Source organism: Streptomyces rectiverticillatus (genome assembly GCF_013394065.1).
Taxonomy (GTDB): domain Bacteria; phylum Actinomycetota; class Actinomycetes; order Streptomycetales; family Streptomycetaceae; genus Streptomyces; species Streptomyces rectiverticillatus.
The window spans coordinates 7221698-7235847 of record NZ_CP040752.1 but is presented as its reverse complement, the minus strand read 5'-3'; the positions used below and the strand labels follow the sequence as shown (position 1 = coordinate 7235847).

Sequence of the window (14150 nt, the reverse complement as noted above, 5' to 3'; positions counted from 1 at the left end):
GTCTGGAATGATGGCGTCGTGGACGAAGAAGCCATCCCCGTGCTTTATGTCGAGAACGCGAGCACAGCGGTCGCGTGGTATGCCCGGCTCGGTTTCACCGAGCAGTGGGAACACCGCTTCGAGCCGGGCCTCCCGGCGTTCGTCGAGGTGGCGCGCGGGCCGGTGCGGCTGTTCCTGTCGGAGCACCAGGGGGACGCCCGGCCCGGCACACTGATTTATCTGCGGGTCCGCGATATCGACGCCGTCGCCGCCGAGTTCGGCGTCCCTCCCGTTTCCGCCCCCTGGGCACGCGAGATCGAGTTGCAGGACCCCGACGGAAACCGGCTGCGCGTGGGGACTCCGGTCAATTGACGGACGCGGCGCGGACCGGGCCGCCGACCGGCCGGCCGCCCGCCGCCCTTGTCACCGCACCCCTCCGTCCCGTTGACCGAATATCGACGTTTCGGTCGGGCGAAGCGCGGCTGCGCCGCTTGCCGACTTGGAGCTCTTGATCGCTGGTACTACCATCCAACTGGTTGCCTAAGTCAACTGCTGGCAATCGTATGCCGCATCAGGAGGAATCACCCATGACCGCCACGGCGCAGCAGTTCCGCACATACGTGGAGCGGAACCTCGACATCCTGGGAGCCGAACCCACCAGGACGGCCGTCGTTCACCACGACCGCCGCGTCACCGCCGGCGAACTCCGCGACCTGGTCCACCGTATGGCCCGCGCCCTGCGCGCCCAGGGCATCGAGCGAGGGGACACCGTCACGCTGCTCAGCGGAAATCTGCCGGAGACGATCGCCGCCCGCTACGCCGCCAACCTGATCGGCTGCGCGGTCAACCACCTCTACAACAAGCTGGCGGCCGACGTTCAGGCCAACATCATCCGCGACGTCGAGACGCGCGCCCTGATAGTCGACCCCGCCTACGCGTCGCGCGCGGCCGAGCTGGCCGGGCTGGCGGAGGTCCGCACCGTCCTCTCGCTGGGCCCGGCCGAGGTGGGCACGGACCTGCTGGAGCTGTCCGCCGGCGAGTCCGCCGAACCGCTCGGCGGACTCGCCCGCCCCGAGGACATCTGCATGATCCGCCACACCGGCGGCACCACGGGTCACCCCAAGGCCATCTGCACCGCCTTCGAGCGGCTGCCGGGCTTCCAGGACGACGTCGACGAGATCCTGGAGCCGGCGGGCGAGAACGAGGACGGGATGCGGCAGCTGGTCTGCACGACGCTCGCCCACGCCGCCGGCCTGCTGGCCGACATCACGCTCCGCACCAGCGGCGGCACGGTCGTCCTGCTCGACGACTTCGACCCCGCGGAGGTCCTGGCGGCGGTCGAGCGCGAGCGCATCACCCACATGTTCCTGCTGCCGCCCCTGCTGTACCAGCTCATGGACCGGCTGGAGGTGGAGCACACCGACACCTCCAGCCTCCGTAACATCACCTACGGCGGCTGCCAGTCCTCCCCCGCCCGGCTCGCCTCCGCCGTCCGGCGCTTCGGATCCGTGCTGACCCAGTTCTACGGGCAGAACGAGGCGGGCGGCATCAGCGTCCTCGGCCCCGAGGACCACGACCCCGGCAACCTGGAGCGGCTGCGCACCGCGGGCAAGGCCATGAAGGGCGTCGAGATCGCGATACGCGACGAGTCCGGCCGCGACCTGCCCACCGGTGAGCACGGCGAGGTCTGCGTGCGCTCCGAGCACATCATGCAGGGGTACTGGAAGCAGCCCGAGCTCACCGCCGAGGTCCTGCGGGACGGCTGGCTGCACACCGGCGACATCGGCTTCCTGGACGACGAGGGCTACCTGACCATCGTCGACCGGATCAAGGACATGATCGTGGTGGTCGGCGGCCACGTCTACACCACCGAGCTCGAGGACCTGCTCAACACCCACCCGCAGGTCCTGCAGAGCGCCGTCTTCGGCGTCCCGGACGCCAACCGCATGGAGCACGTGTACGCGGCGGTGGTGCCCGCGCCCGGCAGCGAGCTCGACGAGAAGGAGCTGCGCGAGATGGTGAACCGGGAGCGCGGCGCCATGTACGAGCCGGCTCACATCTCCTTCATCGACGCCCTGCCGCTGACGGACGCGGGCAAGCCGGACAAGAAGCTGCTCCGGCGCGAGGCGGAAGCGCAGGCCGCAGCCTCCTAGTGACCCGCAGGGCCGGCCGCCGCCCCGCGGCCGGCCCGTCAGCGTGCGTCAGGGGCGGAGTCGAGGGCCGCCGGCTCGGCGGCCTGTTCGGCTCGGAGCTGGGCGGCCACCGTGTCCGTGCGGGCCCGTAGCGCGAGGACGCGTTCGCCGGTCTTGGTGCCGTGCAGCGGGGGTTCCGCGGGGAGCACGGGGACGCCCTTGGCCCGGGCCGTGAGCACCAGGCTGTGCATGACCTCGGCCTGCTGGGCCAGCAGGGCCGTGCTGAACATGTTGGCCCGCAGGGTCTTCTTCATCCCCAGCGCGCCGCGGTAGGTGATTTCACAGGCGACGTTCACGGTCTCCAGCCGCTGCTCGCCCGCCTGCTCGAGCGCGGCGAGCATGACGGAGGCGAGGCCCTCGACCACCTTGGTGACGACCCACTTCCGCCCGGGCAGCATGGGCAGGAGGTCACGGATCCGGTCGATCTCGGCGTCGAGCGCCTCCGTGGTCATGGCGCTGAAGGCGTCGTGCAGCCGGAGGTGGACGACCTTGTCCCAGGGGATGTCCTCGCCGTCGAAGCCGACCGACTCGGGTCCGAAGCGCAGCGCGCCGATGCCGTCCAGCGGACGCAGCGCCTTGGCGGTGATGGCGGGGACCTTGGGGTGGCGGCAGATCAGGGCGCCGAGGGAGAACTCCCACTCCACGGGGGTGGGCGCGGCCGGGGCGGGCAGCGAGCGCAGGACGGAGAGGACCCAGTCGCCGGAGGCGTTCGTGCCGGCGCGCCCGGCGTCGACGCCGCGCTGTACGGCGTGGGCGACGTCCTTGCCGAAGGAGGTGGCCGCCGTCCCCACCTGGTCGCCCAGGCTCTTCACCCGGTTGAGTATGCCCATTCCCTGACCCCGTTTCACCTGCGTTGTTCGTGTGGCGGCGACACTTTACCCAGTGATCGGGACGGACAGCGCAGCGCTCACTCCCCGGCGGGGGGCGGGAGGGTCCGGTCCACGAGGTCGGCGATCAGGTCGTCGAGGGGGAACGGGGCGAGGACGTCGGGGACGGTGAGGTCGTCCACGATGATTCCGCTCATGGCGAGGTAGAGCAGGAGCACGGTGGTCCGGTCGCCCGGCAGGCCGGCGCCGAGGTGGAAGTGGATGCCTTCCTGGACGTTGGTGCTGAAGACCTCGGTGAGCATGGCCTGCAGTTCGGGCCGCCGGGTGCCTTCCAGGCGGAGTTCCATCATGGCCAGGTAGCTGCTGCGATCCTCGCGCATGCGCCGGACGAGGTCGTGGAGCAGGCGCACCACCAGGTCCCGCGAGGGGGGTGCCTCCATGGTGCCGGCGAGTGCCGAGGCATCGGGCGACAGGCGTTCGCGGGTGCGGCGGGCCACCTGGTTGAGGAGGTCGTCGCGGTTCGTGAAGTAGTTGGAAGCGGTGCCGTTGGGGACGGCGGCCTCGGTGTCCACGGCGCGGAAGGTGAGCCCGCGCGAGCCCTGGCAGGCCAGGACCTCGATGGCGGCGTCGACGAGCGCGGCGCGGCGCTCCGGGTTCTGTCGCATCGGTCTTCTCTTCCCTCTCCCGGCTTTCCTCTTCCGGCTTTCCTGCGGTCTTCAGCACCGCGTTCCGGCCCCACCGGTTCGACCTCGTCGACAGCCGTTCGTTCGCCGGCGGAGCGGCCGTGCTCACCTACACCAGGGGTCTCGACTAGCCTGAGGGCACAATGAACCGTTTGATGACGCCATGGGGCGAGCTGGGTCTGACTCGTTTCCCCGAGGACCCCCGCGACCAGCTCCGAGCCTGGGACGCCGCCGATGAATACCTCCTCAGCCATCTGGCGGGGAGCGCGGAGACCGCGGACGGCCCCACGGACCTGTCCGGCACGGTGGCCGTGCTGGGCGACCGGTGGGGCGCGCTGACCACCGCTCTCGCCGCGCACGGCCACGGCCCCGTCCAGATCACCGACTCGTTCCTCGCCCAGCAGGCCACGCGCCTGAACCTCGGGCGCAACGGCGTCGCGCCCGGCGCCGTCACCCTGCTGTCGACGCAGGACGCCCCGCCGGACCGCATCGACGTCCTGCTGGTCCGTGTACCCAAGAGCCTCGCGCTCCTGGAGGACCAGCTGCACCGGCTCGCCCCCCGGCTGCACGCGGGGACCGTCGTCGTCGGCGCGGGCAAGGTGACCGAGATCCACACCTCGACGCTGAAGCTGTTCGAGCGGACCGTCGGCCCCACCCGGACCTCGCTGGCCGTGAAGAAGGCCCGGCTCATCTTCTGCTCGCCGGACCCCGCCCTCCCCCGGGCCGCGAGCCCCTGGCCCTACAGCTACTCGCTGCCGCTGGGCATCGGCCCGGCCTCCGGGCTGACGGTCACCAACCACGCCGGCATCTTCTGCGCCGAGCGGCTCGACATCGGCACCCGCTTCTTCCTGCGCAACCTGCCGCAGCGGCGCGGCCCGGAGCGCATCGTGGACCTCGGCTGCGGCAACGGCATCGTCGGGACGGCCGCGGCCCTGGCCAACCCGCAGGCCGAGGTGGTGTTCGTGGACGAGTCGTACCAGGCGGTGGCGTCCGCGGAGGCCACGTTCCGGGAGAACGCGGGCGCGCGGGCGGCGGCCGAGTTCCGGGTGGGCGACGGGCTGTCGGGGATGCCCGCCGAGTCCGTGGACCTGGTGCTCAACAACCCGCCCTTCCACTCCCACCAGTCGACCACCGACGCGACGGCCTGGCGCATGTTCACCGGGTCGCGTGCCGCGCTGCGGCCCGGCGGGGAGCTGTGGGTCATCGGCAACCGCCACCTGGGGTACCACGTGAAGTTGCGCCGCCTCTTCGGCAACTGCGAGATCGTGGCGAGCGACCCGAAGTTCGTCGTTCTGCGGTCGGTCAAAAACTGAACTTTCGGTGCCGGGCGACCCCACTGGCGGGCAGTGATCCAGATCACTGCCCGCCAGTGGTTTAGCAGCTTCTGAGGGCACCTGCACCCATGGCATGATCATGCCGGTCATTACCGGCGGGTACCCATCCGGTTCACCCGTCCGGTTCACCCGTCCATGCCGTGTGATGCGGGCCGGGGTGCGAACTCCTCCGGCCTGCCCCCACCTCACGCTCCCGAGGATCGAATTTGCGCAAGCCCGCACGATTCATAGCTTTACCCGCCATCACCGCCGCCTCCCTGCTCGCCACCGGGTGCTCCGCGGCCTCCGGGCCGTCCGGGAGTGACACCGGCGCCGGCAACGAGCAGGCCGCAGCGGCCCGTCCGCCTGCCGCGGAACCCCGGCTCGCCGTCCGGGCCGCGCCCGAGGGCGCGGGCGCCCCGAGCGCCGTGGCCCGTCCGTCCGGCTCCGGCAGGACGGCGCAGAAGTCCTCGCTGAAGGTCGCCTCGTTCGACCGGAGCAGCGGACGCGCCGTCATCTCCGGCCCGGCGAAGGCCCCGAAGGGCCTGGCCCCCGGCCGCACCCCCACACCCTCCGGCTCGGCAGGGGCCGGGAGCAGCGCCGCCCCCGAGAAGAACAACCAGGTGGCCGTCGGCGACATCATCGCCAGCGCGCCCGCCCCCGGTGCCCCCGACGGTGTCCTCGCCAAGGTCACCAAGGTGCTCGGCAAGACCGAGAAGGGCACCGAGGTCAACACCGCACCGGCGACGATGGGCGCCCTGCTGGGCGACGCCAAGGCCGGCGGATCGGTCCCCGTGGACCCGTCCACGGTCGGCGTCGAGCCGCTCGTCAAGGGCGTCAAGGTCTCCTGGGCGAAGACCGGCGACCTCCACTTCGGGCCCAAGGGCGCGAAGCTGCCGCTGGGCAACCTGCGGATCGACGTCGGCACGTCCATCGCGACGGCCAAGGACGCCCCCGCGTCCGCCTCCGCGTCGGCCTCGGGCTACGTCCAGCTGGCTCCGGAGGTGAACTTCGCCTACGACGGCGGCGGTTCCGGCTTCGGCGGCGCACCCGCCGGCGCCTCGGTGTCCCTGTCGGGCGACTGGTCCTCCCAGTGGGAGCTCAAGGGCCAGGCCGCCGCCTCGACGGAGGGCAAGCCGCTGCGGCTGCCGTTCGCCAAGCTGCACGCCTCGCCGGTCATCCAGGTCGGTGCGGTGCCCGTCGTGGTCAACCTCGGCCTCACCTGCTACCTGCAGGTGGACGCCGACGGCCACGTCAACGTCGACGTCAAGGAGGACCTCAAGGGAGGCTTCCGCGTCGGCGGCATGTACACCAAGGGCAAGGGCTGGTCGCCGGTCAACACCTCCGACATCACGGCCACTTCGCCGCAGGCGTCGGTGGCCGCGGCCGGCAAGGTGAAGGCCACGCTCGGCGCCGAGGCGTCCGTCGGCCTGTACGGCGCGGTCGGCGTCACGGCCGACGTCGCCCCGTACCTGCGGGCCGAGGCGGACGGGCGGGCCACCGCCGCCGCGGACGGCTCGGCTTCGGCCACCGGCAAGTGGGCCGCGTACGGCGGGCTGGACCTGGCCGGAGCCCTCCAGCTCCAGCTGAAGATCTTCGGCACGCCGATCTTCCAGAAGCCCATTCCGCTGGGCTCGCTCCACAAGGAGTGGAAGCTCGCGGGCGGAGAGGGAACCGTCTCGACGGCGGGCCGCCGCAAGTAGTTCCCGCACAGGCGGGCGAGAGCACCGGTACGCGCTCCCCAAGCGCGTACCGGTGCTCTTCTCTTTCCTCTTGTGCTCCTACGCCTTGGACGCGCGCAGCGAGTAGACCATCGGGACGCGCGGACGACCCTCGGGGAGGCGGTAGACCGTGCTCGATCCTCCCCGGCTGCCGCTGGTGTCCTGCGCCCGGACCATGCCGTCGAGGAACTCGAACAGCGTGAAGTCGTGCTCGTGCAGGAACTCCAGCCGCAGCCCCGCGGCGCTCACCGCGCTGACCACGTCGCCCATCGTGTGCTGCCACTCCACCGAGCGGTTGTGCCGCGTCGCGGCGGTCGCGTCGGCGTACGAGCCCGGCTCGTCGTAGGTGAGCGGCCCGCGGGCGAAGTAGTCCTCGGCGAAGGCGCTGCCGTCCTCGCCCAGGCACATGGCCACGGGGTGGAACTCCGCCAGGTACAGGAAGCCGCCCGGCGCGATCAGCGAGGCGGCGGTACGGGCCCAGCGCGCCGGGTCGGGCAGCCAGCACAGGGCCCCGAAGCCCGTGTAGACGATGTCGAAGGTCTCACCCTGCAGGGCGGCGGGCGCGTCGTACACGTCCGCCTCGACGAACCGGGCCCGCTCCTCGCCCACTTCCGCCGCCAGCTTCCGCGCCGCCTCCACCGCCGCGCCGGAGAAGTCCAGACCGGTCACGTCCGCGCCCTTGCGGGCCCAGGACAGGGTGTCGGTGCCGATGTGGCACTGCAGGTGCAGCAGGCGCTTGCCTGCGACGTCCCCGACCTCGTCCGGCTCGAACCCGCGCAGGTCGCTGCGGCCGGCCTTGAACCCTGCGAGGTCGTAGAAGGCGCTGTCCGTGTGGAGGGGAACCCGTTCGTCCCACAGCGCGCGGTTGGTCTCGCGCCAGCTCTCCGCACGGCCTGCCCGATCGCTGTCCGTCTGTCCACTGGTCGTCGTCACCGGCGTGACGCTAGCGGGAGCACTCGCGGAGGGGCCAACGGTTTTTCCCGGACGGGGCCGCCGGCCCCGGGCGCGGGCGCACCCCCAAGTGCGGGCGCCCGGAGGCCGTGCCGTGGCGCGGCCCCGGGCCCGGCTCCGTGTCCACGCCCGCGTGCGGATCAGGCGGGCGTGGACAGGCTCGCCGGGTGGTCGGGCCGGCGGCACCGTTCCCCCGTGAACCGGCGCGGTGCAGCGCCGGTGAGACCACGTTAGGTCCCGGCGGGCGGGCGCGGACACGTCATGGATGCACGGTTGTGCGCCGGTTTCTGTCACGGGTGCACGGTGCGGGGGCCCGGCTCTCCCCGGTGCGCCGCCTCACGCGGCGCACATGACACAGCCCGGCCGGGAGCCGAGGTCCACGTCCTCCAGGGCGGCGCACGCGAGGACCACTTCGTAGAGGTCGCCGCCGCCCGGGACGAGCCGGCGGCCCAGCAGCTGCTCGGCGCCGCGCAGGTGGTCGCGCACGGTGCGGGGGTGTACGCCCAGGCGGGCCGCCGTCTCCTCGACCGCCGTGTTCTCGGCGATCCACGTCCGCAGGGTGCGGCGCAGGTCGCGGTCGGCGGCCGCGAGGCGCCCGAGGAGTTCCCGCGCCCAGTCGCGGACGGGGCCGGCCGCCAGCAGGCGTTCCAGGCCTGCCGGCGGCGCGCCGTCGTCCGCCGCCGGGGCGGGGGCGGCGTGGGACATCTGCAGCGCCAGGTGGAGCGCGGCGCGGGCGCGTACGTCCGCGAGGTCGGCGCCGAGCAGTGCGGCCGTCCTGTCCATCCGGGCGCGGACGGTGTTGCGGCTGATGCCGAGGATCTTGGCCGCGTTGACCGCCGTGAACTCCAGCCCCAGGCTGACCGTGGCCAGCAGGGGTCCGCGCCCGTGGTGCGGCAGCGAGTCCAGTGGCTGCAGGACGCGGGCGGCCCAGGCGCCCGAGGCGGCCGGGTCGAGGAGGGCGGTCAGCCGGGTCTGAGGCAGGTGTTCGGCCACCCGGCCGGGCCGGTAGCGGGCCACAGCCAGGGCGCGGGCGGCTTCGCCGTACGCGTCGGCCAGCTGCGCGAGGGGGTGGAGGCCGCCGGCGCCGAGGAAGACGCCGGGGCGCTCTTCGACGATGCGGTGCAGTGCAGCGGCGACGTCGTGGTCCCCGGCGTCATGCCCGGGGCCGTGCCCGGCGCCGTGCTCCGGACCGCCCCGCCGCGTCGTGGGAGCGACGACGATGAGCTGGCTGTCGTACGCGGCGCAGCGCACGGCCAGGGCGCGTTCCCCGGTGGCCGCTTCGCATGCGCGGACGAGGAGTTCGCGCCGGTGCTCGGGCAGTTCGAGGACGTAGACGCGGGCCGTGTCGGCGTCGAGCAGGCCGGGGCTGAGGCCGGCGGCGGTGCGCTGGGCCAGGGCGACGTCCCCTCCCATGAGGAGCTGGAAGACGGCGAGCCGCAGGCATTCCGTGGCCCGTTCCGCGTTCCGGCGGTGTTCCTCGGCCTCGCGGGCCTTGAGCAGCAGGGCCAGGACGGCGGCGGCCTGGCCGAGGAGGGCCGCGTCCTGTTCGTCGAACGGCCGGGGCAGGGCGGCGGCGAGGACGGGGTGCGGGGTGCGGCGTCCGAGGGCGACGAGCCGCAGCTGTCCGTGGTGGTCGTCCACGGCTGCCGCGTGGAGCCGGCCGCCTGCGACCTGGCCGAGCAGTTCCCCGGCGCGTGCGGCGAGTTCTCTGTGGGCGGCGGCTTCGGCGCGGGATGCCGGGCCGGTCAGGGGTTCTCCTCCCTGTCCGGTCAGCGTGACGGTGCCGCCGAGGGTCCCGGCGAGCCAGGTGAGCAGGCGGCGTACGGACGCGCCGTCACCGCTCTCCCCCGCGCGTGCGAAGTCCAGCAGCCGGGTCAGCCGGGCTACGTGGTCGTGTGACTGCCCCCGGAGTTGTCCGCCTCCGCCTTCTGTGACCACAGGGCCACCCCTTTCCCACCCTTTTCACCCTTTCCCCCAGGCTACTTGAGGACGCCGGGAGTGCTCGCGCCGTTGTACGGAGGTGCGTTGGACGCCTGCACGCCGGGGGGCGCGTGCCGTGGCGCGGCAGGCCGGTCGCACTGCGGGTGGGGCGTACGCAGAGGCGGTTCGCGCGTTGTGCTGGGTAGGGAGGAGCGAGGCGTCACGGATGAACACGTGCGTGACAGGACGAGAGGGGTGGGCATGTACGGTGCGCGAGGTACCACGGTGGCGTTGTGTGCCATGGCGCTGGCCGGTTCGTCGCTGGTGTCGGCTCCGCCGTCACAGGCCGGTACCGGGCTGTCGGTCGTCTGCGCGGGCCCGGAGTCCACCACGTACAGCCCCGGCCTGACGCTGCTGCCGCGGCCCGCGGAGATCACGGCGCGCAGTGCGTACACGTGCACCGGCCTCGCGGGCGGGCCCGTCAAGGCCTCCGGCTTCACCAAGGGCGTGTCGGCCGGGGCCTCTTGTGCCGCGGTGAACGCGCCGCAGGTGAAGGAGTCCGTGCGCTACGCCGACGGCCGGAAGTCGGTGATCTCCTACACGTCCTCGTGGGCCGTCCGGGTCGGCGGCGTCAACGTGGTGGTACTCAAGGGCCGTGTGATCGAGGGGTTCGCCGAGGGCGCCGTGGCGGACCGGTCCGTACAGCTGCTCCCGGCGGAGCTGCCGACGGCGTGCCTCACCTCCCGGGGTGTCCGGTCGGCCGCCGGGGCGGGTGAACTGCACATTCGCACCTGAAGACCGGCGGCGGTGCGGGCTCGGGAAGGCCGTGGACATGGGAAGGAAGGCACGTTGATCCGTCTGGCGCGGGGGGCTACGGGGTTCCGGGGGCCGCACGAGGCCCCTTTGCCGCGGACCGAGGCGGCGCTGTTCCGGGCCGCCTGCTTCACCGCGGCCATGGAGGCCCGGGGGCGGGCCGGTGAGATGGTCCCCGGCGAGATGCACACGTTCCGCCATGCGACCCTCACCGACGGGTACGGCCGTGCGTTCACCGCCCTGGGCCACGCCCACCTGCCCGTGGTCGCCTTCACCACCGACGCGGTCTGCGAGGGGAAACCGGTTCCCGGCTTCGCGGACCCGCCGCTGTGGGCGCAGGCCTTCGAGACGGCGGGGCTGCGGGTGATGGGCGTCAAGGAGCTGATGACGCCCTTGGAGGAGGTCGACGTCACAGACCTGTCTCCGGCCGAACTCACCGAGATCCGCTACTGGAAGCCCGCGTGCCTGGGGGACGTCCTGTTCAACTGGTGGGACTGACCGGCGGGCGGCCCCGGATCCCCGCTCGCCCGGGTGCGGACACGGCGGTGTACGGTCTGGTGTCCGTCGGCCGGAGGACGGTGAAGGCCGCAGAGCGAGAAAGGCGGAGGTGGCGTCGCGATGACCCCTCGCCGCAGTGCCGGTCCCGGCGCGCCGACCTTCACGGAGCGGGCGCGCCGGCAGCAGATCATCGAGAGCACCATCGACCTGATCTCCACCCGGGGCTATCCGGCGACGTCGCTGTCGGCGATCGCGGAGCGGGCCGGGATCTCCAAGGCCGCGGTCCTCTACCACTTCTCGTCGAAGGACAACCTCACGCGCGCGACGTTCGCGCAGGTGCTGGAGCAGTTCGGCGCGTACGTCACCGAACGCGTGGAGCGGGAGGCGGATCCGCTGGACGCGCTCGTCGCCTACGTCCGGGCGATGGTCGGCTACCAGCAGGCCAACCGGCGGCACGTGCGGGTCATCACCGAGATGCTCCTCGACGACGAGGGCGGCACGCAGCTGAAGACGCCGGGCCGGCACGACACCGGCGGCCGCTGGCAGGCCCTGGCGGAGCTGCTGGCGGCCGGGCAGGCGGCGGGCCGGCTGCGGGCGTTCGACACGCGGGCGGTGGCGCTCGCGATCGGCGGGGCGATCGACGGGGTGGTCTCGCACTGGCTCGCCGACCCGGACGTCGACCTCGGCGCGGCGGCCGAGGAACTGGTGACGTTCACGCTCCACGCGGTCCGGGCCCCGGCCTGAGCCGGGTGCCCGTCGCGGTGTGCGCCCTTGCTCCTACACCCTCGCGAAGGCGGGCGCGCGCTCGGGCCGTATCCCGACTCCGCCCAGGTAGGCGGTGACCGTGCGCAGGGGCGTCGCGCGGCGCAGGAGGCGCATCGGCAGGGGCAGGGCGGCGGCGCTCAGGGTGCCGTCGAGGGCGCTCCGGATCAGCTGGTGCTCGCCCAGCTGCGACTGCTGCACCAGGGCCGTAGGCAGGCGCCGGCGCTTCTGCACCCGTGCCAGGTCGTGGACGCCCACCCGTCCCTCGCGCAGCGGGCCGGCGAGGATGCGGGCGGCCGCCACGGCGTCCTGGACGGCGAGGTTGACGCCGACGCCGCCGACGGGCGACATGGTGTGGGCCGCGTCGCCGATGCAGAGCAGGCCGCCCGCGTACCAGCGCGGCAGCCGTCCCATCGTCACGTCGAGCAGCTTCACGTCGTCCCAGGAGCGGATCGCGCCGGTGACTCCGGCGTCCCAGCCGAAGAGGCCGCCGAGCCGGTCGCGGAACCACTGGATGTCGTGGGTGCGCAGCTCCGCGTCGCGGCCCTTGGCGATGAGGTAGGAGGTCTGGAAGTACGCTCCCCGGTCCATGGTGACCGCGGCCTGCCCGCCGCCGAAGCGGGCGAAGACGCGGCCGTCCTCGATGCCGCCGCGGGGTGCGTCCACGCGGACCTGCCAGACGTCCATGGGGACGTCGAATTCGTCCTGGACGAGGCCGGCTTCCCTGCGGACCACGGAGCGGCGGCCGTCGCAGCCGACGGTCAGGGCGGCGGCGATCTCGCCGGGCGTGCCGTCCTCGGCGGTGTAGCGCACGCCGGTGACGCGGCCGCCCTCCTTGCGCAGGCCCGTGACCTCGGTGCACATGCGCAGGGTGAAGGAGGGTTCGGCGGCGGCCGCGCTCGCCAGCAGGTCGAGGAAGTCCCACTGCGGGACCATGGCGATGTACTTGTGGCGGCCGGGGATGCGGCGGAAGTCGGCTGCGACGACGGTGGTGCCGCCGATCTCCATCCGCATCTCCTCCAGCTTGGGGAAGGGCAGTTCCGCGAACCGCTCCCCCAGGCCGAGCTCGTCCAGCAGCCGCAGGGTGGAGGGGTGGACGGTGTCGCCGCGGAAGTCGCGCAGGAAGTCGCGGTGCTTCTCCAGGACGGTCACCCGGACCCCGGCCCTGGCCAGCAGCAGTCCCAGCATCATGCCTGCGGGTCCGCCGCCCACCACGCAGCACGTCGTGCTTTCCATGCTTTCCGCCTCTCGCCGAGCATGACTCTGACCGATCGGTCAGCAATCTAACCGATCGGTCAGTCAACGCTTCGGGAGGGGCCCGGAAAGCCGTCAGGAACGGGTCCCGTCCACCGCCTTCACGCCGTCAACGCTTCCTCCTCCGCCGTATCGGCGCCTGCCGCGGCAGCCGCCGCCAGCTGCTCCATGGACAGGTGCAGCACGGAGGCCAGCGCCGCGATCGTGAAGAAGGCGGGTGTCGGCGCGCGACCGGTCTCGATCTTGCGGAGCGTCTCCGCGGACAGTCCCGAGGCGGCGGCGATCTCCACCATGCTCCGCTCGCCGCGCGCCTCGCGCAGCAGGGCGCCGAGCATCTCGCCGCGCTGCCGCTCCCAGGGGGTCAAAGGGGTCCTCACCATGACTCCGATACTAGACCGTGATACAAATACCGGTATAAGAATTGCCGGTATAAAAATTGGCAGTACGCCGAGGAGGTTCGGAGACCATGGTGGAGATCAAGACCGACGGTGAACTGGAGGCCATGCGCGCGGCGGGCCGGGTCGTCGCCCGTGCGCTGGCCGCGGCCCGTGACGCCGCGAAGACCGGAGTACGGCTGCGGGAGCTGGACGAGGCGGCGCGCGCCGTGCTGAGCGAGGCCGGGGCGAGCTCCCCCTTCCTGGGCTACCGGCCCTCCTTCGCCCCCACCCCCTTCCCGGCGGTGATCTGCGCCTCGGTCAACGACGCGGTCGTCCACGGCATCCCGGACGACTACGCGCTGCGCGACGGGGACCTGGTCAGCATCGACTGCGGCGCCCGGCTCGACGGGTGGACGGGCGACTCCGCGGTGAGCTTCATCGTCGGCTCGCCCCGGCCCGCCGACGCCGCCCTCATCGACGCCACCCGGCGGGCCCTGGACGCCGCCATCGCCGCGGCCGTCGTCGGCAACCGCATCGGTGACATCTCCCACGCCGTCTCGGCGGTCGCCCGCGCCGGGCGCTACGGCATGCCCGAGGACTTCGGCGGTCACGGCATCGGCCGGCAGATGCACGAGGACCCGTCCGTCCCCAACTGGGGCCGTCCCCGCAGGGGCCTGCCGCTGCGGCACGGTCTGGTCCTCGCGATCGAGCCGATGCTCATGGCGGGCGGCCGCAACGACTACCGCACGGACCCCGACGGGTGGACCCTGCGCACCACCGACGGCAGCCGCGCCGCGCACATCGAGCACACGGTCGCCATCACGGACGACGGCCCGCGGGTGCTCACGCTGCCGTGAGTC

General features: G+C 72.7%; 14 protein-coding genes. 8 read left to right on the top strand and 6 right to left on the bottom strand.

The window, feature by feature from the left end; translation table 11 throughout:
- The first annotated feature begins 18 nt into the window (after positions 1-18).
- Together FGW37_RS31295 and FGW37_RS31290 are read left to right on the top strand one after the other, a co-directional pair.
- Positions 19-351 carry a glyoxalase superfamily protein gene (locus FGW37_RS31295; RefSeq protein WP_179084152.1) on the top strand — a complete coding sequence of 111 codons (333 nt, stop codon included), beginning with the start codon at positions 19-21 and terminating at the stop codon, positions 349-351.
- Positions 352-566: 215 nt separating this feature from the next.
- Positions 567-2132 carry an AMP-binding protein gene (locus tag FGW37_RS31290; RefSeq protein WP_179084151.1) on the top strand — a complete coding sequence of 522 codons (1566 nt, stop codon included), beginning with the start codon at positions 567-569 and terminating at the stop codon, positions 2130-2132.
- Positions 2133-2170: 38 nt separating this feature from the next.
- On the opposite strand, the gene FGW37_RS31285 is transcribed toward FGW37_RS31290, so the two are convergent.
- On the bottom strand, positions 2171-3001 hold the full coding sequence (locus FGW37_RS31285) for a hypothetical protein (RefSeq protein ID WP_179084150.1): 831 nt from the start codon (positions 2999-3001) through the stop codon (positions 2171-2173).
- 77 nt (positions 3002-3078) lie between these two features.
- The gene (locus FGW37_RS31280) at positions 3079-3663 is read right to left on the bottom strand and encodes a TetR/AcrR family transcriptional regulator (RefSeq protein ID WP_179084149.1); all 585 of its coding nucleotides are present in this window, start codon (positions 3661-3663) and stop codon (positions 3079-3081) included.
- A gap of 161 nt (positions 3664-3824) precedes the next feature.
- Between FGW37_RS31280 and FGW37_RS31275 the strand changes: the two genes are divergently transcribed.
- Positions 3825-4994, top strand: coding sequence for a methyltransferase (locus FGW37_RS31275; protein ID WP_179084148.1), 1170 nt, complete (start codon positions 3825-3827; stop codon positions 4992-4994).
- 227 nt (positions 4995-5221) lie between these two features.
- Positions 5222-6697 (top strand): hypothetical protein, encoded by a 1476-nt coding sequence (locus FGW37_RS31270; RefSeq protein WP_179084147.1) that lies wholly within the window; start codon positions 5222-5224, stop codon positions 6695-6697.
- 78 nt (positions 6698-6775) lie between these two features.
- On the opposite strand, the gene FGW37_RS31265 is transcribed toward FGW37_RS31270, so the two are convergent.
- Entirely contained in the window at positions 6776-7648 is an 873-nt protein-coding gene (locus FGW37_RS31265; RefSeq protein ID WP_179084146.1) for a class I SAM-dependent methyltransferase, read from the bottom strand.
- A 354-nt stretch (positions 7649-8002) separates the two neighbouring features.
- Positions 8003-9604 carry a helix-turn-helix domain-containing protein gene (locus FGW37_RS31260; RefSeq protein WP_179084145.1) on the bottom strand — a complete coding sequence of 534 codons (1602 nt, stop codon included), beginning with the start codon at positions 9602-9604 and terminating at the stop codon, positions 8003-8005.
- Positions 9605-9847: 243 nt separating this feature from the next.
- Here FGW37_RS31260 and FGW37_RS31255 point away from each other — a divergent pair, with 243 nt between their 5' ends.
- The 3 genes from FGW37_RS31255 (at position 9848) to FGW37_RS31245 (ending at position 11641) form a co-directional block, all read left to right on the top strand.
- Positions 9848-10381, top strand: a complete 534-nt coding sequence (locus tag FGW37_RS31255; protein WP_179084144.1) for a hypothetical protein — start codon at positions 9848-9850, stop codon at positions 10379-10381.
- 108 nt (positions 10382-10489) lie between these two features.
- Entirely contained in the window at positions 10490-10897 is a 408-nt protein-coding gene (locus tag FGW37_RS31250) for a hypothetical protein (protein WP_179084143.1), read from the top strand.
- A 120-nt stretch (positions 10898-11017) separates the two neighbouring features.
- Positions 11018-11641: a TetR/AcrR family transcriptional regulator gene (locus FGW37_RS31245; protein WP_179084142.1), complete on the top strand. Its 624-nt coding sequence runs from the start codon at positions 11018-11020 to the stop codon at positions 11639-11641.
- Positions 11642-11674: 33 nt separating this feature from the next.
- Here FGW37_RS31245 and FGW37_RS31240 read toward each other — a convergent pair whose 3' ends face one another.
- Entirely contained in the window at positions 11675-12895 is a 1221-nt protein-coding gene (locus FGW37_RS31240; protein WP_179084141.1) for an FAD-dependent oxidoreductase, read from the bottom strand.
- A gap of 119 nt (positions 12896-13014) precedes the next feature.
- Positions 13015-13293: a helix-turn-helix domain-containing protein gene (locus FGW37_RS31235; protein WP_179084140.1), complete on the bottom strand. Its 279-nt coding sequence runs from the start codon at positions 13291-13293 to the stop codon at positions 13015-13017.
- 86 nt (positions 13294-13379) lie between these two features.
- On the opposite strand from FGW37_RS31235, the gene map reads away from it, so the two are divergent.
- Positions 13380-14147: a type I methionyl aminopeptidase gene (map, locus tag FGW37_RS31230; RefSeq protein ID WP_179084139.1), complete on the top strand. Its 768-nt coding sequence runs from the start codon at positions 13380-13382 to the stop codon at positions 14145-14147.
- The last annotated feature ends 3 nt before the right edge of the window (positions 14148-14150 follow it).